The 21,854-nt window shown below is 43.7% G+C and carries 15 protein-coding genes; 3 read left to right on the top strand and 12 right to left on the bottom strand.

The annotated features are described in order from the left end of the window. Nucleotides 1-104 precede the first annotated feature (104 nt). Nucleotides 105-902 carry a DUF4412 domain-containing protein gene (locus P2W82_RS08650; RefSeq protein ID WP_336515472.1) on the top strand — a complete coding sequence of 266 codons (798 nt, stop codon included), beginning with the start codon at nucleotides 105-107 and terminating at the stop codon, nucleotides 900-902. A gap of 86 nt (nucleotides 903-988) precedes the next feature. On the opposite strand, the gene P2W82_RS08645 is transcribed toward P2W82_RS08650, so the two are convergent. After that, nucleotides 989-1,393 (bottom strand): response regulator, encoded by a 405-nt coding sequence (locus P2W82_RS08645; protein WP_336515471.1) that lies wholly within the window; start codon nucleotides 1,391-1,393, stop codon nucleotides 989-991. A 108-nt stretch (nucleotides 1,394-1,501) separates the two neighbouring features. Between P2W82_RS08645 and P2W82_RS08640 the strand changes: the two genes are divergently transcribed. Further along, nucleotides 1,502-3,466 carry a PAS domain-containing sensor histidine kinase gene (locus P2W82_RS08640; protein WP_336515470.1) on the top strand — a complete coding sequence of 655 codons (1,965 nt, stop codon included), beginning with the start codon at nucleotides 1,502-1,504 and terminating at the stop codon, nucleotides 3,464-3,466. 169 nt (nucleotides 3,467-3,635) lie between these two features. Here the strand turns inward: P2W82_RS08640 and P2W82_RS08635 are convergent, their stop codons facing one another. Continuing rightward, entirely contained in the window at nucleotides 3,636-5,516 is a 1,881-nt protein-coding gene (locus P2W82_RS08635) for an alpha-amylase family glycosyl hydrolase (protein WP_336515469.1), read from the bottom strand. Between the two features lie 174 nt (nucleotides 5,517-5,690). Between P2W82_RS08635 and P2W82_RS08630 the strand changes: the two genes are divergently transcribed. After that, on the top strand, nucleotides 5,691-6,278 hold the full coding sequence (locus P2W82_RS08630) for a hypothetical protein (RefSeq protein ID WP_336515468.1): 588 nt from the start codon (nucleotides 5,691-5,693) through the stop codon (nucleotides 6,276-6,278). A 230-nt stretch (nucleotides 6,279-6,508) separates the two neighbouring features. On the opposite strand, the gene P2W82_RS08625 is transcribed toward P2W82_RS08630, so the two are convergent. The 10 genes from P2W82_RS08625 to P2W82_RS08580 all read right to left on the bottom strand — a co-directional run bounded on the left by P2W82_RS08625 (nucleotide 6,509) and on the right by P2W82_RS08580 (nucleotide 21,769). Continuing rightward, nucleotides 6,509-7,744, bottom strand: coding sequence for an MFS transporter (locus P2W82_RS08625; RefSeq protein ID WP_336515467.1), 1,236 nt, complete (start codon nucleotides 7,742-7,744; stop codon nucleotides 6,509-6,511). 54 nt (nucleotides 7,745-7,798) lie between these two features. Continuing rightward, nucleotides 7,799-8,569 (bottom strand): 3-ketoacyl-ACP reductase, encoded by a 771-nt coding sequence (locus P2W82_RS08620; protein WP_336515466.1) that lies wholly within the window; start codon nucleotides 8,567-8,569, stop codon nucleotides 7,799-7,801. Nucleotides 8,570-8,621: 52 nt separating this feature from the next. Continuing rightward, nucleotides 8,622-9,767: a Gfo/Idh/MocA family protein gene (locus P2W82_RS08615; protein ID WP_336515465.1), complete on the bottom strand. Its 1,146-nt coding sequence runs from the start codon at nucleotides 9,765-9,767 to the stop codon at nucleotides 8,622-8,624. Between the two features lie 2 nt (nucleotides 9,768-9,769). Continuing rightward, on the bottom strand, nucleotides 9,770-10,603 hold the full coding sequence (locus tag P2W82_RS08610; protein ID WP_336515464.1) for a sugar phosphate isomerase/epimerase family protein: 834 nt from the start codon (nucleotides 10,601-10,603) through the stop codon (nucleotides 9,770-9,772). Further along, a complete protein-coding gene (locus P2W82_RS08605) occupies nucleotides 10,600-11,982 on the bottom strand; it encodes a glycosyl hydrolase (protein WP_336515463.1) in 1,383 nt (460 codons plus the stop codon). Before P2W82_RS08605 ends, P2W82_RS08610 begins: the two co-directional genes overlap by 4 nt. A 155-nt stretch (nucleotides 11,983-12,137) precedes the next feature. Then, a complete protein-coding gene (locus P2W82_RS08600) occupies nucleotides 12,138-12,539 on the bottom strand; it encodes an SWIB/MDM2 domain-containing protein (protein ID WP_336515462.1) in 402 nt (133 codons plus the stop codon). A gap of 539 nt (nucleotides 12,540-13,078) precedes the next feature. After that, a complete protein-coding gene (locus tag P2W82_RS08595) occupies nucleotides 13,079-15,397 on the bottom strand; it encodes a glycoside hydrolase family 3 protein (protein WP_336515461.1) in 2,319 nt (772 codons plus the stop codon). Nucleotides 15,398-15,746: 349 nt separating this feature from the next. Continuing rightward, nucleotides 15,747-16,991 (bottom strand): alkaline phosphatase family protein, encoded by a 1,245-nt coding sequence (locus P2W82_RS08590; protein WP_336515460.1) that lies wholly within the window; start codon nucleotides 16,989-16,991, stop codon nucleotides 15,747-15,749. 182 nt (nucleotides 16,992-17,173) lie between these two features. Continuing rightward, entirely contained in the window at nucleotides 17,174-18,652 is a 1,479-nt protein-coding gene (locus P2W82_RS08585; RefSeq protein WP_336515459.1) for a SusD/RagB family nutrient-binding outer membrane lipoprotein, read from the bottom strand. A gap of 9 nt (nucleotides 18,653-18,661) precedes the next feature. Further along, nucleotides 18,662-21,769, bottom strand: a complete 3,108-nt coding sequence (locus P2W82_RS08580; RefSeq protein ID WP_336515458.1) for a SusC/RagA family TonB-linked outer membrane protein — start codon at nucleotides 21,767-21,769, stop codon at nucleotides 18,662-18,664. Between the last annotated feature and the right edge of the window lie 85 nt (nucleotides 21,770-21,854).

The raw sequence follows: 21,854 nt of genomic DNA, 5'->3' as shown, positions 1-21,854 counted from the left end.
TAAGATAACCCTGGAAATAAAATTTCCGTCACAAATACGAGCTTCGGTTGTCTTAATGATGCTCATCAGAAAAAACGTAAATTGAAAAGATCAATGCTTTTACAATGAAAACAATTATTGCATTACTGATTTTCCTGCCGGTTCAACTACTTGCTCAGAATTTTGAAGGAACAATTGTATGGGCCGTAAAATTGGATGAAGCTACCAAAGCAAAAATGGAGCAGGCGAATAAAGAGCTTTCCAATCCGGCAAACCAGGAAAAGCTGAAACAGCTGGAAGAGCAGATGAATACACCGGAGTTTAAAGCAATGATGGATAAAAATCCGCAGTTAAAAACTCAGATGGAAAATGCAAAAAAAGCATTAGGTGCAGGAAACATTTCTGCCCTGATTCCACAGGGAACAACAATAAAAATTAAAGGGTCGAATTCTTTAGTGACTACACAGGGAGGTACATTCGGCACCGAAATACTAACCGTCGGAGCAAAAAAGCAGAGTTATCGCATCGACCGGGACAATAAAACATATACACCATTATCTGTGTCCGATACGATTTCCAAACCGAAAGGAAAGTATACAGTCACAAAGACATCTGAAACGAAAAAAATCCTCGACTATAATTGCACGAAATATGATGTTACCTATGTTGACGAATCGGGCAAATCAGTCACCCAACATGTCTGGTCAACAACGGAAATCAAAGGCCTCGACATGAGATCGATTGCCCGCCAGGCTTCGAAAGGAAACAGCAGTTTTTATGTGGAAGGAATAGATGGTTTCCCGCTGGAAATTGAATTCATTTCTGGTCAGGGTAATTTTGGAATGCAAGTAACATCGCTCAAGCGGGAAAACCTGCCTGCTTCGACTTTCGAAATACCTGCAGGGTTTACTGAAAAGAGGTAGAAAAAAGACTTCGTCCGGAAATAATATTGGTTCAATGTCGTACCAGGGTTGGTTTACATTGACACAGGTAAACCGATTAATTTTACTTACGCATAGATGTGACTGAGTATCTTTTTTGACAATTTCACCACATCATCAAACCGGTGCGGTTTGTAGAAATAATCCCTCGCACCGTTTTGCTGAGCTGATTCACGGTAAAAGTCAGCATTGGAGGTACTCCACAACACGGCCGGTATTTGTTTGTAACGAGGAACTTTGTTCAATTGACTCAATACTTCAACCCCATTGCAATCCGGCATATTGTAATCCAGTATGATCAGTTCAGGCAATTGACTTTCGGAAAGCGTGTCAAGATATGCTATGACATCTTTCCCAAAAACAACGGTATGAACCTGTACACGTGGTTCGGTTTTTGAAAATGCTTCAATCAAAAGTTCCTGGTCATCGGCATCATCGTCGGCGAGCAGAATCTGTATAATTTCTTTTTCCATATAAAGGACCATCCGAAATTATACATTGTAAGCAAAACAATTTAGATACAAACCTGTTTTTTAAATTGCCATTTTCTACCTAAAACATATTCAAAACAGAATTCTATTATGCTGATCCAGCCTGAATCAGAAGAGCAGAAACTGAGAGAGTTGTTAATGGAGTCGCCAGGGATATTTTTGATGTTGCGCGGGCATGACCAGGTTATTGAATTTGCAAATAAATCAATGCTTCAGACGATCAACAGAAAAGCTGATATTATTGGCAGGCCTTTGCTGGAAGTGGTCCCGGAGCTCAGGGGGCAGGTTTTTGAAAAACTTTTGGTGAAAACGTTTGAAACCGGAGAGCCTCAACATGGTACCGAAGAGAAGGCCATGTTTTTCAGGAGCGGGGAGCATGCAGAAAACTGGTTTACTTATGTTTTGCAACCGATATTTGATACAAAGGGAAATGTAGCGGGTATTATGGCCATGGGGTTTGAAGTGACCGAACAAGTTATGGCACGTAAGAAAATTGAATTTAGCGAAGCACAATACCGGCAACTCATTGATGGTGCTTACGACTATGGAATTTTTATGACCGATATAAAGGGCGAAATCATCACCTGGAACGCCAGTATCGGTCGTATCCTCGGCTATTCGTCGGAAGAGTTCATTGGAAAACCACTAGAACTGGTTTATTCTGAAGAAGACAGGAAGGCGGGCGTTCCCGGGCAGGATATTGCGCTTGCGCTGCATAGCGGGCGTGCTGAAAGCATTCAGTGGAATCTGAGGAAGGACGGCTCGCCGTTTTATGCGGAGAGTGTAATCACACTGATCAGGAATAAGGACGGTGAGCCGACTGGCTTTACCAGGATATTCCGGGACATCACAGAAAGGATCAGGGCAGAAAATGCATTCAGAGAATTCCAGAGCGCTTCAGACAAACAAAAGCGGTTATACGAGGCGGTTACCGGTAATACCCCGGACCTCATTTATGTATTTGATCTGGATTATAAATTTATCTATGCCAACAAGGCCCTATTGAATATGTGGGGCAAGACATGGGAGAATGCGGTGGGATTCGGGTTGCTGGAAAACGGTTACGAGCCCTGGCATGCTGAGATGCATGAACGTGAGATCGATCATGTGGCGGCAACAAAAGAGCCAATCCGCGGAGAGGTGAGTTTCCCCCACGCGACACTGGGCAAAAGGATATACGATTATATTTTCGTGCCTGTCATCAATAAGCACGGCGTTGTGGAAGCCGTTGCAGGTACCACGCGGGATATTACTGAACTAAAAAAGGCAGAAGCTGCCTTAAAACAAAGCAGTGAAGAACTCGAAGCGCTGGTTGCTGAGCGCACAAGGGAGTTGCATCGATCTAACGAAGATTTGCAGCGATTCGCGCATGTGGCGTCCCATGATCTCAAGGAGCCTGTTCGGAAAGTAATGACCTTCTCGGCCAGGATTAAAGATGAATTCGGGCGAGAACTGCCGGAAGCCGCAGCAAACTATTTGTCGAAAATTGAAAAAGCTGCCAACCGGATGTATTCCATGATAGAAGGTGTTCTTCAGTACTCTTCTTTCGGTGCAATGGATACTCCGCTGGAAAATGTCGATCTGAATGACCTGCTGGATAATATAGTGAGCGATCTTGAAATTACGATCCAGCTTAAGAATGCGGATGTTGAGTATCATCACCTGCCTGTAATAAAAGCCTCTCCTGTTTTAATTTATCAGCTTTTCTATAACCTGATCAATAATTCGCTAAAGTTTTCTAAAAAAGGTAGAAAACTGTTGATAACAATCGAAGCAGAATTAATCGAAACACCTGAAACCGATTACAGTCCGGGTGATCGTCAGATCAAAGTAACGGTAAAGGATAATGGAATTGGGTTCAGAACCGAAGATGTCAACCGGATTTTTCAGCCGTTTGCAAGACTCAATCCAAAAGACCAGTATGAAGGAACAGGCCTGGGCCTGGCTCTCTGTAAAAATATAGTGCAACGTTATGGCGGATCAATAACTGCGCATGGCGCTCCCGACAAAGGCGCCACTATCACTATCTTATTACCAATGAACGATGAAAATTGAACGAGTTTATTTGATCACCCGTTGCTGTTTCTTCCTCCGTACCTTCGCTCTGTCGGTCAGGCCTATTCACCGGCTTCTGGTCGGCCTCATAGATGATAATGATTCCCATCTAAATTGAACGGTACTTAAAACATTCACCTTACATAGTTAATCAGACAAAAGAATAATGCTATTGCAGAATCGTGTTGCTGTAAATATGATATTCTCCAGGTGAAAGCGTTGCCACATAATTTGTTGAACCGAGATTGATAGAACCGCCGCCCGCGTCATACCATGTACCGGCTGCTCCGAAATTGATATTTGCATTTTGATTCACTACATCAAAATTACCAACAACAACTACAGTTGCAGCACCATCCATTAGCTTGATGTATTTTACAGCTCCGGTCAGATCATATGTAAATTCAGGCGTTTCAAAAATGCTGTTGTTTTTTCTGAGCTGGATAAATTTACTGTAGGCATTGTACAAGGCTTTTCTGTTAGGGTCATCAAAATATTCCCACTTGATCGGCTTTTCTCCGGTGCGCCCATTGGTTTCAATACTGATATCATATCCAAGCTCCCCGAATTGCCAGATCATTTTAGGCCCGGGCATTGCAAAGTAAAATGCTGCTCCCATTTCAGACCGTGTGAGCGATACCGGCAGATTGGCTTTTATCGAATAGGTTCCGGCGGCATTCCCATAAGTGATGTTTTTAAAATTGATTCTTTCTTCATCATGACTTTCCATATAAGCCACCAGGTTTTCGGCTTTGTCGAAAGCATGTCTTTTGTAAAATCCCCAGCTGAAATCGGATTTTCCAAGCCAGCCCATTGTGGCTTCATTCATGTTGTAGTTCAGGTTCCCCCACAACATCATCCCTTCATCTGCAAGCATTTTTTCTTCCTGCACATCTGCAAAATGTTCAAGAATTACATAAAAATTGTTTGGATCAATTGTTTTGATGAAACTGTTATATTCTTTCCAGATGGCAACACGCGTTGGGTCGTAGGCAGCGAATGACGCATCATCAGAAGATTGTTTCTGCGTAAATCCTTTGGAAAGATCGAAGCGGTATCCATCGATATGGTATTCCTGTATCCAGAATTTAATTACATTTTTTGCGAAGGTTTTCGTCTGGGCGCTTTCGTGATTAAAATCGAAGCCGACATTATAAGGATGTTTCGCATCAGCATTGTACCAGGGATTCGTGGTTGTTGGTTTTGTTCCATCAAAATACAATTGCACCAGCGGCGACTGACTGAATGAATGATTTAAAACCATATCAACGATAACTGCGATCCCCTTTCCGTGGCATTCATCTATAAAATTTTTCAACGCATTTTTTGTACCATAGTATTTATCCGGCGCGAAATAATAGGAGGGATTGTATCCCCAGCTGAGGTTTCCTTCAAATTCATTTACGGGCATCAATTCTATTGCATTAATTCCAAGTGTTTTCAGGTAATCAATTTTTTGAAGTGTTGATGCGTAACTGTGCTCACCAGAAAAATCCCGGATCAGTAATTCATAAATAACCAGGTTGGTTTTTTCCGGTCTGTTGAAATTGGTGTACTTCCAGGTGTAAGCTGCTGGCTTACCCTGCATCACGCTTACGATTCCGGTCGTTTTGCCTGTAGGATATGCTTTTAGTCCGGGGTAAACTGTTGAACTGATGTATTGGTCGTTGCTGGGGTCAAGGATTTTTTCGGAATAGGGATCACCGACTTTTAATGATCCATTTACGAGAAACTGGTATGCATATTCTGTACCTGGTTCGAGGTTATCGATCTGCGTCCACCAGGTTTTTTTATCTGGTGTGTTCTTCATTTTCCCCGTTTGCGCGTTCCAGTTATTGAAGTCGCCGATGATGGCTACAGAACTTTTTTCCGGAGCATAAAGAGTAATGATAGCCGATTTTCCGTCGTTGATAAAAGCAACGCCGTCTTTGGCTCCTGCGGGCAAAGGAGCTGTTTCTACTTCCGGTTCTGGTGGCGGAACATCACCACCTGTTTTTTTACAGCCGGTGATCAGTGAGACTATCAAAAAGTAATACAGAATTATTTTCATTGGCTTCGTTGAATGTCAAATGTAAAGAACAAATGGTTGACGTTGCTTTAGGCAGGGACAGGAGTTTTTTGAGGGGCAAGGGGCTGACTTTAATTACCCGGACTTATACGCCGACTTTGTCGGAATACAATTAAATCATTAGAAATCCGTTAATTAGCATAATAAACCTCTAATATGTCAGCGGGCAAAATCAAAATGGCAGTCATCGGGTTATCAGTAATGGTTTTATCCAGTTGTGACAGTGGTGAAAAAACTTCGCTGGTAAATCCACAGGCGCCTGCGGCTTTAGCTGCTCCCCAGGCTCCGGTTACGCTTCCAGCACCCACTTCTGCAACACCGGCTGCAGGAGCTGTTGCATCTTCTGGTCCGTTGAACCCGGCACATGGTCAGCCCGGGCATCGCTGTGATATTCCCGTGGGATCACCGCTTAGCCAGGCGACTGCAGCACCGACCGCCCAGGCGATAGCGAATCCGCAGCCCATCAGCCTACCAGCAGTTTCTTCAAATAGCAATGGGCCGTTGAATCCAAAACACGGTGAACCAGGTCATCGTTGCGATATACCCGTTGGATCTCCGCTTAACGGAGCCGCTCCGGTCGCTGCAGCTGCTCAACCGCAGGTGACTCAACAACAACCTGCAGTTACTCCGGTACCTTCTCAATTGCAATTGCCGCAACTCAACGCCGGTTCCGGCAAAACGAATCCGCAGCACGGTCAGCCCGGACATCGTTGTGATCTTCCTGTTGGAGCGGCGCTTCCATGATGTTTGACGTAGAACGTTAAACGTAGAACGTACGAGGCTGAGTTTCAGAATATGGATGTTAAGTATTGGATCAGTAATTAACAGACTTTGGTCTAAATTACTTTTTCGTGTAACACCTATTGCCGATCGGAATAAGCTACTTTTAATAACCGGACCAGACTTTAGACTTTCAATTTTGCTCCATAACGATGATAAGCTAACGTTTAACGTTACACGTTTAACTTTCAACATCATACCTCCTCGTGATAATTAATATCCTTCTTAAAAGTTTCCTCAAGAAAAGCAAGTGCTGAAATAGCCAGCAGGTAAGTAAACACTCCAACAATCAAAGCACTCTTCGTAGTACCAAAATCAGTCTTAAGGAATACAAATGCTGATGTAAGTGGTATCGCGGTTGCTCGAACAAAATTGGGAACTGTAGTGGCCACTGTTGCACGAAGATTGGTTCCAAACAGTTCTGCTGCGACGGTAAAAAACAACGTCCAGTACCCGCTGCAGAAACCGATGCATGCCATGATAAAGTAAAGCCATGCTGCATTCTGGAAAGGATATAGAAGAAAGGACATCGCGAAAGCAAATGACATCAGGAGAAATCCGAGAATCACTTTTTTTCTGCTTTGAAGATATTGACTGAAAATGCCGCTGACAATATTCCCGAATGTCTGACCAACAAAATAAAAAAGAATTCCTTTTCCTGCATTGATGGGTTCAACGATACCCATTGATTTTCCAAATTCAGGCGAGAAAGTGATGAGTACGCCTGCAACAAACCAGATCGGCATCCCAATGATTATACTCGTAAGATATTTCTTCAGGCGTTTCTTGTTGTTAAAGATCATCCGGATATCTCCGCGCCTGATTTTTGTTTCTTTCAATTTTACAAATACACCTGACTCAAAAACGCGGATCCGCATGATGAGCAGCAACAATCCAAGGCATCCACCGATGATGTAGGAAACCCTCCAGTCGAAAAGGGTAGAAGCGAGATAGGCGAGTAATGCACCTAAAGCACCAAGCGTAGCAACTAACGTGGCCCCATAGCCACGTATACGATTGGGCAGAATTTCAGATACAAGGGTGATGCCTGCGCCCAGTTCACCTGCTAGACCAAAACCTGCGACAAACCGTAGAATCGCATATGTGCTGACGGATTGTACAAAACCGTTTCCAATATTTGCAAGAGAGTAAATTAATATCGAGCCGAATAAAACGGACAACCGACCTTTTTTATCACCGAGGATCCCCCATACAATTCCGCCAATCAGCAGACCCGCCATTTGCAGGTTAAGTAAGAGAACACCATCCTTCAATACTTCATCATCGCTGAGTCCAAGAGACTTCAGGCTGGGTACCCTTACGATGCTAAAGAGGAAAAGATCATACATATCGACGAGATAGCCCAATGCAGCCACGAGCACGGGTACACGGATCAATTCTTTTGCTACCGGTCGTTGAACAGATTCCATTCCTGTTTATTTTTTTGTACGAGCTTCCGGAAATACCAGAAACATCATTATTCTTTAAAGTCTCGGAATTGTCAACCCGCCATCCACCATAATCACCTGTCCGGTAGAATACATAAAGCCACCACCCGCCAAAGCTGCAACCACTTTGCCCACGTCTTCTGATTGTCCCCAGCGATTCGTCACACAAAGTCCGTTGGAGATCAGCTGATCGTATTTATCCTTGACGCCAGCTGTCATGTCGGTATAAATCACTCCCGGCCTCACTTCAAACACCGGGATATTGTACTGACCAAGCCTGGCTGCAAACAATTGTGTCGCCATACTGACGCCTGCTTTCGAAATACAGTATTCGCCCCTGTTGACGGAAACTACCGTTGCAGAAATCGAAGAGACATTGATAATGCAGCCGGAGAATCCAGCGTCATTATCCTGTTGTTCGATCATCCAGCGGGCAACTTTCTGCGTTAAAAAATACGGGCCTTTCAGATTGGTTGAGACAACCTCATCAAAGCTTTCTTCTGTTGCTTCAAGAATATCGCGTCGCTCACGGGGAGCCATACCTGCATTATTAACCAATACATGTAATCTGCCGAAATGAGAATTTATTTCTTCCAGTATCCCCGCTCTGTCTTCGGATGATGAAATATTCCCGCGACAATAAATAACGTTTGCACCTGAAGATTTTAGCTGACCGATCGCGTCTTCCACCTGTGATTGTTCCCGGACACCGTTGATGGCAATGTCAAAACCAGTTTCCGCCAGTTGTAAGGCGATTCCAAAACCGATGCCCCGGCTCCCACCTGTAATTAATGCCACTTTTTTCATCTGCTGATATATTTAACCCAATTGCAAATAGTAAACAGGATTGTCCCGGAAATCAGAGCTCAGGAATATCCACCCACGCTCTCTTCTGCCAGCTTTCGATACCTTTTTCTGCCAGCTGAACACCTTTTGCACCTTCCAGCATATCCCATGGAAACGGATCGCCTTTTACTACATGTTTGAGGAATAATTCCCACTGGGCTTTGAATGCATTGTCATAAGTTTCCTGCTCGGGAACTTTTGCCCATCCCTCAAGGAAATTGATCGGCTGTGCAATATCGGGGTTCCATACAGGTTTCGGTGTATTGCCATAATGCTGAATATAACATTCACGCAGCCCGGCAACCGCAGAACCTTTCGTGCCATCAACCTGTAAAGTCAGCAAGTCGTCTCTTCTTACCCTTACCGTCCAGGATGAATTGAATTGTGCTATGATCCCGTTCTCGAGCTGGAAAGTAGCATACGCAGCATCATCGGCCGTTGCGGAGTAACGTTTTCCATTTTCGTTTACGCGTTCAGGTATATGCGTTGCACCAAGGCAGGAAACCGATTGCACTTTCCCAAAAACGTTGTCAAGAACATATCGCCAGTGACAAAGCATATCAACAATAATTCCTCCGTCATCTTCTTTCCTGTAATTCCATGAAGGTCTTTGTGCTGCGATACTATCACCTTCAAAAACCCAGTAGCCAAATTCCCCGCGAACAGATAATATCTTTCCAAAAAATCCCTGCTGGATCAATCTTTTCAGTTTTAGTATTCCGGGCAACCAGAGTTTGTCCTGGACGACACCGTGTTTTACACCTTTGCTTTTACATAATTCGTAAAGCTCAAGGGCAGTGGCAGTATCGGTTGCCACCGGTTTTTCACAATAGATATGTTTGCCCAGGTCAACCGCGCGTCTTACTGCATCTGCACGTCGCCCAGTTACCTGTGCATCGAAATAAACAGAGTATGATTTATCATTTAAAACAGAATCGAGATCGGTGGTGATCTTTTGTATCCCTGAAATCGATTTCAGTTTTTCTAGTTTATCGATGTCGCGACCGACCAGCACCGGATCAGGTATGATCGTTTCTCCAGCCCCGATTTTCACGCCTCCCTGTCTGATGATTTCCGCGATCGAACGAAGCAGGTGCTGGTTGGTGCCCATTCGCCCCGTTACGCCATTCATGATAATACCTATTCTGTGTTCTTTCATTTCTATGATTTTTCCTTGTATGCGCTGATGATTTTTTTCAGGAAATCCTGCTGGTCCATCGACCAGTATTTATTCGAGAAAATTTCTACTTCATAAAATCCATTAAAACCTGTTGCTTCCACCCAGCCGCGTATTTCATTTACCGGGATGCATCCGTCACCCATCAATCCACGATCAAGTAAAAGATCTGTTGTTGGTGTGTTCCAGTCGCAGATATGAAATGCAAACAAATGATTGTTTCTGCCGCAACGTTCTATCTCCGGTTTCAGGTGAGGATCCCACCAGAGGTGATATACATCCACGGCAACACCAACGTGTGGTGAATCAATCTTCCCGGCTATGTCATTCGCCTGCGCCAAAGTATTAATCGCGGATCTGGTGTCAGCATACATTGGATGCAGGGGTTCTATCGCCAGCTTTACACCGGCGGCTGATGCAACCGGAACGATTTCTTCAATTCCTTCCTGTATCTGGGTACGAGAGTCCTCCAGCGATTGAGCAGGATCTGCTCCACAAACGAGAACAATCAGAGGTGCGCCCAGTGCTTCGGCTTCCTCTATTGCTTTTTTATTATCGTCGATGGCAGCATTTCTTTTTTGCTTATCTGCAGCAGGAAAAAAACCGCCACGACAAAGTGATACGATATTCAACCCTTCGTTACGAATCATCTCACCGGTTTTTTTGATATCCCGGTTGTGTAGTGCATCGCGCCATACAGTAATTCCTTTTACACCGCTGGCAGCAAAATGCTTTACAGCATCTTCAATCGCCCAGGGTTTTGTGGTGATCGTATGTATGCATAACTGTTCGAGGTTGGTCAACGGTTTTGCACTCATGCAAGACAATTAAAAAAGGTATAATATTTTTCTTTGCTGATGAGTTTATGCAGGTATAGACAAACTTCACGCATATGATAATCGCCCCACATACTTGATTCACCATTCGGTATTTTTGATCCTGTTGGCGTGTGGTCCCAGCCGTTAGGCCGATGGTAAATGGAGTGTAATAACAATCCTTCGTGATTACTGTCCGTGCTGAGATATGGTTCCTGCAACAAAGTTTTTACAACGGTAAGGCCTGCCTGCCAGTAACGTTTTCCATCTTCATCCTGTCCCTTGCTTTTCAAATAATTTCCAAGTCTGAGCAAGCCTTGTGCGGCAATTGCACCAGCCGAACTATCGACGGGTTCGAAATCGTTGTAAGGATCTGCAGGACGATTCCTAAAGTCACCCAGCTTTGAAAGGTCCGGGGCGCCGGTATCCCAATACGTAACGCCATCGGTACAGGAATATTCAATATAAAAATCAGACACTGCTGCTGCTGCCCTCAGCATTTGTTTTTCTATTTCTTTTTTGCCTCCATGATTTTCAAAATCTTTTTCTGGCCGGCTATCAAGCCATTCAAGTTCTTCTGCAAATCCGCAAACGGCCCATGCCAATCCGCGTGTCCAGGTGGTAAATCCGGAAAAACCCTGTTGGGAATTCGGGCATCGGAAATTTCCATCTTTCACATTGAATACTGATTCGTGTGCAGTTCGTCCCCGTAAATCATAACTGTCGCGACCTTCACCATAATAAACAGAATATCTCGCAGTTGCCTGCAAGTGTTGAATAGCGCGATCGAGGAGGTTTATTCTGACATCACCTTCACCCTGCATCACATGTCCGAGAGCATAACTCAACATTAATGAACGGCAGGAACGAACGGTATCTACAAACAATGAATGAGCACCGTTGAACGAGTGAATAAATCCACCATCTTTTATTGTCGTCCAGCGACCTGCCTGTACAGCACCGGAAATTTTTAAAGCGAGTTCGTAAAAATTTTTCTCCCATTCATCATGTGCAATTTTATTTTCACGCATAAGCCGGAGCAGATTTCCGTAGGTGCTTACATTGTTGAATCCATGATCATGAACACCGGTATGACTCACATGCGGAGCCATCACGTTAATGGTTTTTGCGCGACCATATCCGAGGAAATAATCGTCTCCTGTTGCATCGTATTGAAGAATCGCAGAACCATATTGAAAGCCCTGCGTCCATTCCGTCCAACCTCTTGTTGAATATTTCCCGGCTACAGTAAATACCGGAGAGCCTTTGGCGGCATCGTAGTTTTTGTCAATCAGTTTTATTTTGGCTGCAGATAATTCCCAGAATTGATTGAGCAAGGATTGTAACGATTCCGGAGAAATAGTGTAGTCGATTTTCATCATGGAATGGCAAGTACTTGTTTGATATATAAATAAAAGGAAAAAAGCTGAGAAGTAGTTACGTTTAACGTTGAACGTTGAACGTTTAACGTTGAGCGAAAAAACAAACTCCCCCGGGGATACCGGAGGAGTTGTTATTTTGAATCTGATAAATCAGACTATTTCTTTACATGTTTAGAAACAAACTTAGTGAGATCGAACATAGATACCTGGCCTTTACCATCAAATAATGATTTCAGCTTTCCATCTGCGTTGATCATTCTTCTGTTCACTTTGTCCTGGAGGCCATTCTTTTTGATATAGTCCCAGATTTTTTTAGTGATCTCTGTACGTGGAAGTGCTTTTGCACCTACGATTTCAGCGAGTGTAGCACTTGGAGTCAATGGAGCTGTAAATCCTGCTGGTGCTTTACGGGCGCTCTTTTTTGCTGGTTTCGCTGCTTTTTTTGGAGCTGCTTTTTTGGGTGCTGCTTTTTTTACTGCTTTCTTAGGAGCTGCCTTCTTTGCGGCGGCTTTTTTTGGAGCTGCTTTCTTAGCTGCTTTTTTTGCTGCTTTTGCCATATAGTATAATCGTTATTTAACGGGTTAATAAATGACTTTTTTCAAGTCTGTTTTAATAAAGGTAAGATAGAATTTCTCCTAGCAATGCCCTAGGCAAAAAAAGTAGTTCACTTAATATGCACAGATTTTAAGAGGGAAACACAAAGGGAGTTCCTCTGAAACGCCCATTTTTCCCTAGGGAACCGCTTTTTTGAACCGGATCATATAATCGTTTTTTCAAAAGAAATAGTATTCAGTTTGTAAGAAAAATCGCACCCGGTATAGTCAGGCAATGATTGCTGATTGGAATGAAATCAGCCATGGTACAGGCTTTCAGAAGAATACCTTATTTTTGATTTTATCGTTTTTATCGAATATTCCCTTTCCTGAGAGCTTAGGTTGAAAAGAAGAAAGGCTATGAAAAATCATTCAGGATTTCACATGTCTGTCCCGATGGATAAGTTGATCATCCAGGTAAAAAATGAATTTCTCCTCGCAAAATGATTTGATTTCACGGTGAAATGATTCCATGAAAAGAACTGATTTTATTTTTTCCCCTCTTATTTCCGGAATTTCCCTGCTCTGGCATCCCTGATTATCCCCTTCCAGTTCATACCAAATCCGAAATCATAAATGTTTCGTTCGGAATCTTTATAACAATTCATGTCGAAGGGCACATCTTCTTTCTGACTTTCAACGATGCCCATATCTGCAGGCATCTGCATGGGAAGAAGGGCAGAGGGTTCGGCCTTTCCGGAAATAATATCCAGGATGGCCTGGTCCTGAACTCCGAAACTCACGAGTATAGCAGTGGCAGATTTTTCTATTTCTGAAAATACCATCGGGTTGGTTGTTTGGATCGCAACCACAACAGGCTTACCATTCATCTTCGCATAGGTTTCATTTACCAACTGAGCATCGGTAGAATTTGAGGCGATGGTCGTTTTGTCTTTATATGATCTGTTAATGAAACTCTCCATCGGATCGCCGCCGGCGATACTTGTTTCACGGGCACCGGTAGCCGAATAAGTGTTGTACTGTAAACTGATCGGTATATAACCATTACCACCCTTCTGCAGATCAGTTTTGTCATAACCGCCAGACGGAAGTGGATTCTGTATTACCACAAGAGCGAAATCAGCTTCGTTGGGATTATCAGTAACATTAAAATATTTTTTTACAAGATCGATACTGAAAGGATAATCATTGGTTGAGGGTGATTCTACACCAAGGAAATTCCTGCTGGCAGCAACAAATCTCTTCGGCATATAGACTGTTTTCTTTCCTGTAGCCGGCAACGCGTTTGATTTGTTTTTCAGCATCACCACAGATTTTAACTGTGCATCATAACCAGCTTTCATGAATTCCGGCTTGCCTACAATCGACTTTGTCTCTGCAGGGTCCAGATATGGATTTTCAAAAAGTCCCACCCTGAAAATATTCATCAGTAATCTTACTGCGGAGGCTTCCATTCTTGCACGCATCTTTGCTTCGCCATGGGCATTCACTCCGATCTGGTAAGCTTCAATCACGGGTTTTGCATCATTGTTACCACCAAACTGATCTACTCCAGCCATCAGAATTTTATAATGTCTTTCCGCGAGGCTCAGACTTTCCACACCCCATGATTTTCCATCCAGGAAATTATCCATTGATTTATGATCACCGGTGATTCCCCAGTCGGTACAAACCACTCCATCATATTTATATTTATTTCTAAGCAGGTCATTAATAAGAAACTGGTTATAGCTGTTGCCGACATTTTCATTATTCTTTTTATCCTGGTTCCAGGAGATCGTATAGTACGGCATCACTGCTGAAGCGGTTTTCGTTTTTCCTTTGAGCTTAAAAGCACCATTTATAAAAGGTATCAGGTGTGCGTCGAAATTGTTGCCGGGATATACTGCGAATTTTCCGTTTGCATAATGCGCATCTCTGCCGGCTTCGCCAGCTCCACCACCCGGCCAGTGCTTCACCATCGCATTGACCGAACCAAAACCCCAGTTATCACGTATTTCTTTTTTCCCAGTCGAAGTCTGGAATCCATTGCAATAAGCTTCTGCCATTGCAGCAGAGAGACTGGGACTTTCACCAAATGTTCCGTTGAACCTTATCCACCTGGGTTCGGTGGCGATATCCACCTGCGGCGAAAGTGCGGTGGTGATTCCCAAAGCACGATATTCTGTTGCAGCTATCTGTCCAAAGGCTTCTGCCAGCGCAGGATCGAAACTTGCAGCGAGGCCAAGTGTACCCGGCCACATCGAGATTTCTCCACCGGATCCGGCATCGTACTCGGCTTTTGCCCGGGTACCATGCCTTGGATCAGAACTATTATTTGCGGGTATTCCGTTATCCAGGGATTCGCAATAGGCCTGTAGCTTATTATTCCACTGAGCAGCGATTTCCGGCGATTGTACAACAGTGATGAGTACATGGCGGAGATGATCTTCCTTCAGAAATTTTTTCTGCTGATCTGTAAGTTCCGTCGGATCGGTTTCACCGGGTTTGAAAGGAGCTCCGTTATAAGTGCCAGAGAAATAGCCTGAGCTTCGCGCCGGAACCGATTGATGTGCGGAGTACAGCATCAGTCCGGCGATCTCCTCGATTTTTAATTTCGAAGCAAGATCTTTTGCGCGCGTAGCTGCAGGAAGGCGCCAGTCTTCAAATTTATCCAATACGCCATTCCTGTTGAGATCTTTAAATGCAAAGCCATCGGCACTGATAATTTTTACCCCGGAACCAGGAGAATAACCCAGGGTCTGCCCACCGTTATTTTGAACCAGGGTAAAATTTCCTTTGGGTGTTTCCGTATATTTTTTTTGCGCGGAAGAAGAAAATGAAAACAGAACGAGCAATAGTAGTAATTGAAAGGATTTCATGGCAGTCGGTTTGTCGTCGTTAATAGTTTGATGAGTAAAAGTTACCAAAAGCATTTTGATGCTGATTAAATGAATAACCAGCGAGGCTGGAAAAAGCCGGAAGTCGGTGGTCGGTAGTCGATCAAGGTCTGGTATCAAAGCAAAAATGAAAATGTAAGGAAAATACAGGTGGTGTAAAATGAAAGAGCCACGAAGCATCGCGGCTCTACCATTATTCAGTGTCGGATTTTCTTGGTGCAGACATCTTGGCCTCACGGATGGTCAGGCCGGCGAATTTTAATTTCCAGCCTGTTTATTAGACTCTCCAGGCAGTAAGTCCCTGCAACTATCTCCTTCCCACTTCTGCCGCCTACTGCTGAGCGGCTTCTTTAACCACCCATCTTACCAGCGAATTCTCCGGCATTTCAATATAAATCTTGTAGAAATCCGACGTCGTATTTTTTAGATCGATTATGGCTGATTGCTTTGACACCGGCACCGTCGCCATCAGTTTATACTCATCTTTTGAACCATCGGTTTTAAAATTATTGGTATTCGCCACCCAGATTTTTGCATTGCCTTTTTTATCCAACGCCTTCCAGCTCAATTTCAGTTTTCCGTTTTCTATGGTAGCGACAGGCGCAATGGCCGAGAGTCTGCCGGTAAGGGGAATTCCATCCACCTCCATCAATTGATCTTTTGGTATATGAACATTCATAAATTTCGCGATGGAAGGCATGATGTCCACTACACCCGGATTACCGGTTTTAAAATAATCGTTCAGTCCTTTTGCATTGGTAACGATCCATGTTCCACGTTCACGGGTAGACTGACCGCCATGATTTCTGCCAGTGGCTGAATCGCGGCCATGATCTGTGGTAATGTAGATCACCCAATTTTCTTTAAATGTCCTTTCACGGTATTGTATGGCTTCCCAGAGTCTTCCCATTTGTTTGTCCATCAAACCGATCGCGCGATAGAATTCAGGACCATCACCATATTTATGTCCCATATCATCTGTATACTCCAGGTACACCCAGGAAAGATCAGGAGATTCCGTTCGGATATATTCTGCGGCGTTGTCAACTACAGCTTCGTCTATGCGATGCATATAGTTGGCATCCTTATCGTGGGGGTAATTGACCGTATCCAGTTCAAGTCCGTCGAAATGATAATCCAGTTGCAGTTTGCCGGTTTGTGAAAGACCTTCGCCCACCAGTTTCGTTCTGTTATCGAGCCAGCTTGAAAATACGGCCGCTTTTTTCTGCGGGTACTCCTGCTTCAAAAAACGAAAGATCGTCCAGTAATGGTAGTTAGGATCCTTTATGTCATTGTCCCAGACATTGTGTTTGTTGGTCCACACGCCTGTCAGCAGGTGATTGTATCCCACTGCTGAAATGGTGGGTGATTGAGAATATGTTCCCTTTTCTCCGCCGACATGTGCACGGGTGTACCCACCCACCTTGGCGATGGCATCAAGATTGGGTGTTTCCAGTTTTTCAATAAGATCTGCAGGAATACCATCAACAATTACAAAAATTGCCTTCTTATTATTCTGTGTAAAAGCGGTGAACGAAAAAAGAAAAATGGTTATGGAAAGAATTGTTGCTTTCATTTCAGATTCGGTTGTGCTGATTTTTTGATTCAAAGTATTTGAGGGCTCAGATGATTTCCAATGTCGCCGGAAAGGGAAAGTTCGGAAAGGAAACGGGAAGATGAAAATCTCATCTCCCCGTTTTCGACGTTCTACGTTTAACGTTTTACGTTTAACGTTCTACGTTTAACGTTCAACATTAGCTATTGTACGATCCACATCACACCATTAATATCATCCCCTCCGGGATACTGACTTTTCACCGCATTTTCAACATTCACTGCATTGTTGTTGTACTCGTCCGTTGGATACATCCATCTCTTCGGGATTTTTCCATCATTCAGGATGCCGTCGCCTGCAGTTTCAAATTCAGGAAAGCCGGTGCGGCGCTGTTCGAAAAAAGGTTGCCAGCCGCTGTTCATGTACATACTGATGTACTTCTGCGTGATGATCTGTTCTATCTCTTTCCCCGGTTGAAGAGTAATGATGGGCTGTGCCAGGTAATCCTGAATGGTAGCAGATGAATATGTATTGTTGAAATTGGAAAACTGGAGCGATGCTTCAATTCCTTTTTTATAATAAGTGTCTGCATTGCCGGTGATCCAGCCGCGAACGACAGCTTCGGCAAGAATAAACTGCAACTCAGCATAACCCATTAATACGCTCGGTTCATTGATTGCATCATAAGCGTACCTGTCGTTAATCTGGGATGCTTTACCCAACCCGCGTTTGTTGGTATTGTAAGCAAGAGCGGCACTTCCTATCAACCCATCATAAGCATTGAAATTATTGGCAGGCAATCCTGAAGCAGTTGTCGGCATTCCGAATGTAAACAGGCGGGGATCCTTAAATTCCTGGAGAATATCTACAAATGAACTGTCCAGGTAATAATCTGTTTTTACGGAATTGCTGTTAAAATAGGGGTACTGGTTCCCGGTGATGTCAACATAATTCAGTTGTGCATTATCTGCATTCGATTCAAACAATGGATATTTTGAAGGGTTGGAAACGATCTCGTTAAAACGCTGTTTAATATTGAGATTACCATTGCCTTCTTTTTTTGAAAGACTCATCAGCACACGAAGTGTAAAAGAGTTGACGAGCTTTTTCCATTGCTCAATATTATTTCCATAAATGAGATCCGCACCGATCGGTGTTTGATCGGATGAAAGTGAATCAGCTGCAATTTTCAGATCATTCAAAACGCCCAGATAAATGTCTTCCTGTTTATCGTAAGCAGGTCGCGCAGCAGAAGAATCAAAATTTCCATTCTGTATACTCTGCATCATCTGGGAATAAGGGATGTCGCCAAAGATCTGCGTCATATTGACAACAAAATAGGATCTGAAAAATTTACCCAGGTAGCGATAATTCAGTTTGCCCACCCTGGCAGCTTCCTGTTCCATTTTTACCACCTGGCTGATATCCGCATAATTCATACTGTTCCTCTGCCAGCCGTAATACTGACTGTTGCTAGATGATTGTGTATAGACAAGGTAGCGACTTGCGAGCGCCGCATCGAGCGAAATGTTGCTGAATGCCCTGAGTTCAATATTAGGCAGCAGGAGAGAAGGATCTGCCACTGTTGGGTTGTTTGGGTTCACCTGGAAATCCTGGAATTTTTCGCAGGAGCTGAAAATCGCCAGCAACAGTACCACCGTGAATAATTTTATTTGTTTCATTTTACGAGATTAAAATTTGAGGTTAAGGTTAACACCAAGGCTGCGCATGGATGGAGTCTGCAGGTTATCACTTTCCGCATCCGGATCAACATTCGGCAGCTTTGCAATCAGGAAAAGATTGTTGGCGATAAAGGAAATCGAAGCTGAACTGAACACATTTTTTGTCCATTTCTGAGGGAAATTATAGGTGACCACCAACTCACGCATTTTCAGATAACTTCCTTTGTAATAGAAATAATTGTTCAGCATGCCGCCACTGGTTGTCTGCATAAAACTGATATAGTTCACCGCAGTTGTATTTTCTGTGTACTTGCGTGTATCGCTGATGATATTTCCATGACTGTCGTATTGTACATCACCACCGGTCACCACAACACCTGGTCCAACATAAGTACTCTGGCCTGCGTTTGCATCGTCACGGAACTGGTTAACGGTACCGGGAGCTGTACCGCCCCACCACATTTTCTGGTTGGTTGTAGAATAAATCAAACCACCGATACGACCATCAACCGAAAAACTCAGGGTTACATTTTTGTAGGTGAAAGTGTTCTGCCATCCATAAATCCAATCGGGATCATCATAGCCAAAGAACTGTGCATATGGACTCCATGCCTGCATTCCATTGGTCTCATAAATCGCTCTTCCATCGGGTGTACGTGATTCCCATGTGAAGATTTTATCCGTGCGATCGCCTTCTTTCAGCGTACCAATGTATCCGTCAGGACTTTCCGTTGCATCTTCCAGCCAGCGATGAACTGTTGAGAAATTAAATCCGGATTCCCATTTGAAATTTTTTCCTTTGATCGGAACACCGCTGATCATAAATTCCCAGCCACGACGGATATAAACATTCGCATTTTTCAGGATCGATGTAATACCGCTGGCCTGGCTCTGTGGTACGTTTACGAAATTGTTATAGTCCTTATTTCTGAAATAAGTTGCATCCAGCATCAACCTGTTTCCAAACAAACCGACTGCGATTCCATATTCACCAGAGGAAACTGTTTCCGGAACGAGATCCGGTGAAATGGATGTTGTCGGCCAAACGAGTGAAGGAACGTTGTTCCATTTCTGGCCGATGCTATACGTTGTCAGATGCGCATAAGGATCTCCGCTGTTGATAAAACCTGTATTCACCTTCGCCCATGAAGCACGGGCCTTCAGGAAAGAAATAGGTTCAGGCAGTTTCAGCACGTCGCTCAACACAGCAGAAACACCGAATGAAGGGTAGAAATAACCATTGTTTTTTACAGGAAGTGTAGATGTTTTATCATAGCGACCTGTAAATGAGAAATACAAAAATTTCAATGCTTCAAGATCGATCATTCCGTAAACGCTGCCGGTTCTGCGTTCGCGTTGATAGTTGGAAGATCTTATGGGATTGATGGTGTTGCTGAGGTTATAGTATTCAGGTATGGTCAACCCATCAGTAGATGATGAAACAGCTTTTTCAATACGGTATGCATTTGCACCACCTAAGGTCACACTTACACCCAGGTTATCACCGAAATCGTGTCTGTAATTCAGGATAAGATCAGTGGTAATGTCAAAATAGTTTGATGCAGTGATGGAGTAATTTCCTCTCGAAATGTAATCATATGCTATATATGAATATGGTTCTTTCACATCCTGGTCTATCGAGAACTGGTTAAAGCCTGTACGCAGTTTTGCAGAGAAGTCTTTTGCGAATTTGTAATCAAAAGTTACCTGGCCAAAACTGTTGCTGCGACGGTAACCGTTAAGCAACTGGTTTGCGATAAAATATGGATTGTTATACCAGGAAAGGTTATAATTTTTCTGTTGTAAACCTTCTTTTCCTTTCACCCAGTAATCCTGCAGATCACGGATGTCGATATCCGGTCCGATCCAGAGTAAAAGGTTATACAGAATGTTCGGTGGTCCGTAGCCGATAGTAGGATAGTTGTCGGAGTATTCGCGGTTATACGTGAGCTTGGCATCGACATTGAATTTGGATGTCAGGTTGTAGTTACCGCCTATTGAAAATGATGAGTTATTTACATCTGTATTCGGCACCACGCCTTTCTGATAAATATGTGCTGCCGATGCCCGGAATGAACCACGGTCACTTCCGATCGACGCAGAGACGCTGTTGGTGGAAAGGACGCCTGTCCGGAAATAATTTTTGATATTATCCTTACCGCGGGAGACCCATGGAAGAGGCACGAGTTGTCCTGTATTTGGATCAACCGGGCTGTTGTATTGAGTGGTTTCCCAATATCCACTGGGTGTACTCGGATCTTTCACATCCAGTTTTGGTCCCCAGATCCATCCACCACCTTCGGTACCGTTACCGGAACCATCCACATATGCATATTTTCCTGCGTCACCGTTTCCGTATTGTGTCTGCACTTTCGGAACAACAGTATAGCTGGTCTGGAACATCGTTGATGAATTTACTTCAACCACCAGTTTCCCTTTTTTCCCTTTTTTGGTCGTATACAATATTGCACCATTTACACCCAGCGCACCATACAACGCACCGGCAGCTGTTCCTTTCAGAACAGTAATGTTTTCAATATCATCAGCATTGATCTTGTACGGATCTGCAGTCGGATCAGGAATACCATCAATAACAATCAAAGGCGTGCGTCCACGCAGGGATATTGAAGGATTCTGGAAAAGATCAGTGGTGTTGATGATGTTAAGACCAGCAACTTTACCGGTTAATGCGCCCACAGCTGTTGGCATTTTGGTTTTTGCCATCGTTTCGCCGTTGACTTCCTGTACAGCATAACCCAATGTTTTTTGTTGTTTTTTGATACCCAGTGCAGTTGTAACCACAACTTCACTTAACTGATTTGTTGAACTCTGTTCGAGATAAACATTAATTACCGAACGACCGTTCACCGGAACTTCCAGTGTGGTAAAGCCTACGGAGGAAAAAACCAATGTTGCCTGGCTGCTCACTGTCAGAGAAAAGGTGCCATTTCCACCAGTTGTGGTTCCTCCGGATGATCCTTTCACTACGACAGAAACATCGCTTAGCGTTGTACTATCCAGTGCTGAATAAACAGTACCGGTAACTGTTGTGTTCTGTGCAAACCCCGGGGCACAGAAAAGTAGAAAGATCATGAATAATAAAGCAGTTCTTTTCATGTCAGAAATGTTTTGGAAATAAATAATCGTTATCAGTTTTCAGACTTTCTCAATTTGTTCCGGATGCAAAAACGTTTTTGCATTT

The organism is Pollutibacter soli (assembly GCA_029269725.1).
Taxonomy (GTDB): Bacteria; Bacteroidota; Bacteroidia; order Chitinophagales; family Chitinophagaceae; genus Pollutibacter; species Pollutibacter soli.
This window is presented reverse-complemented; position numbering and strand designations above follow the sequence as displayed.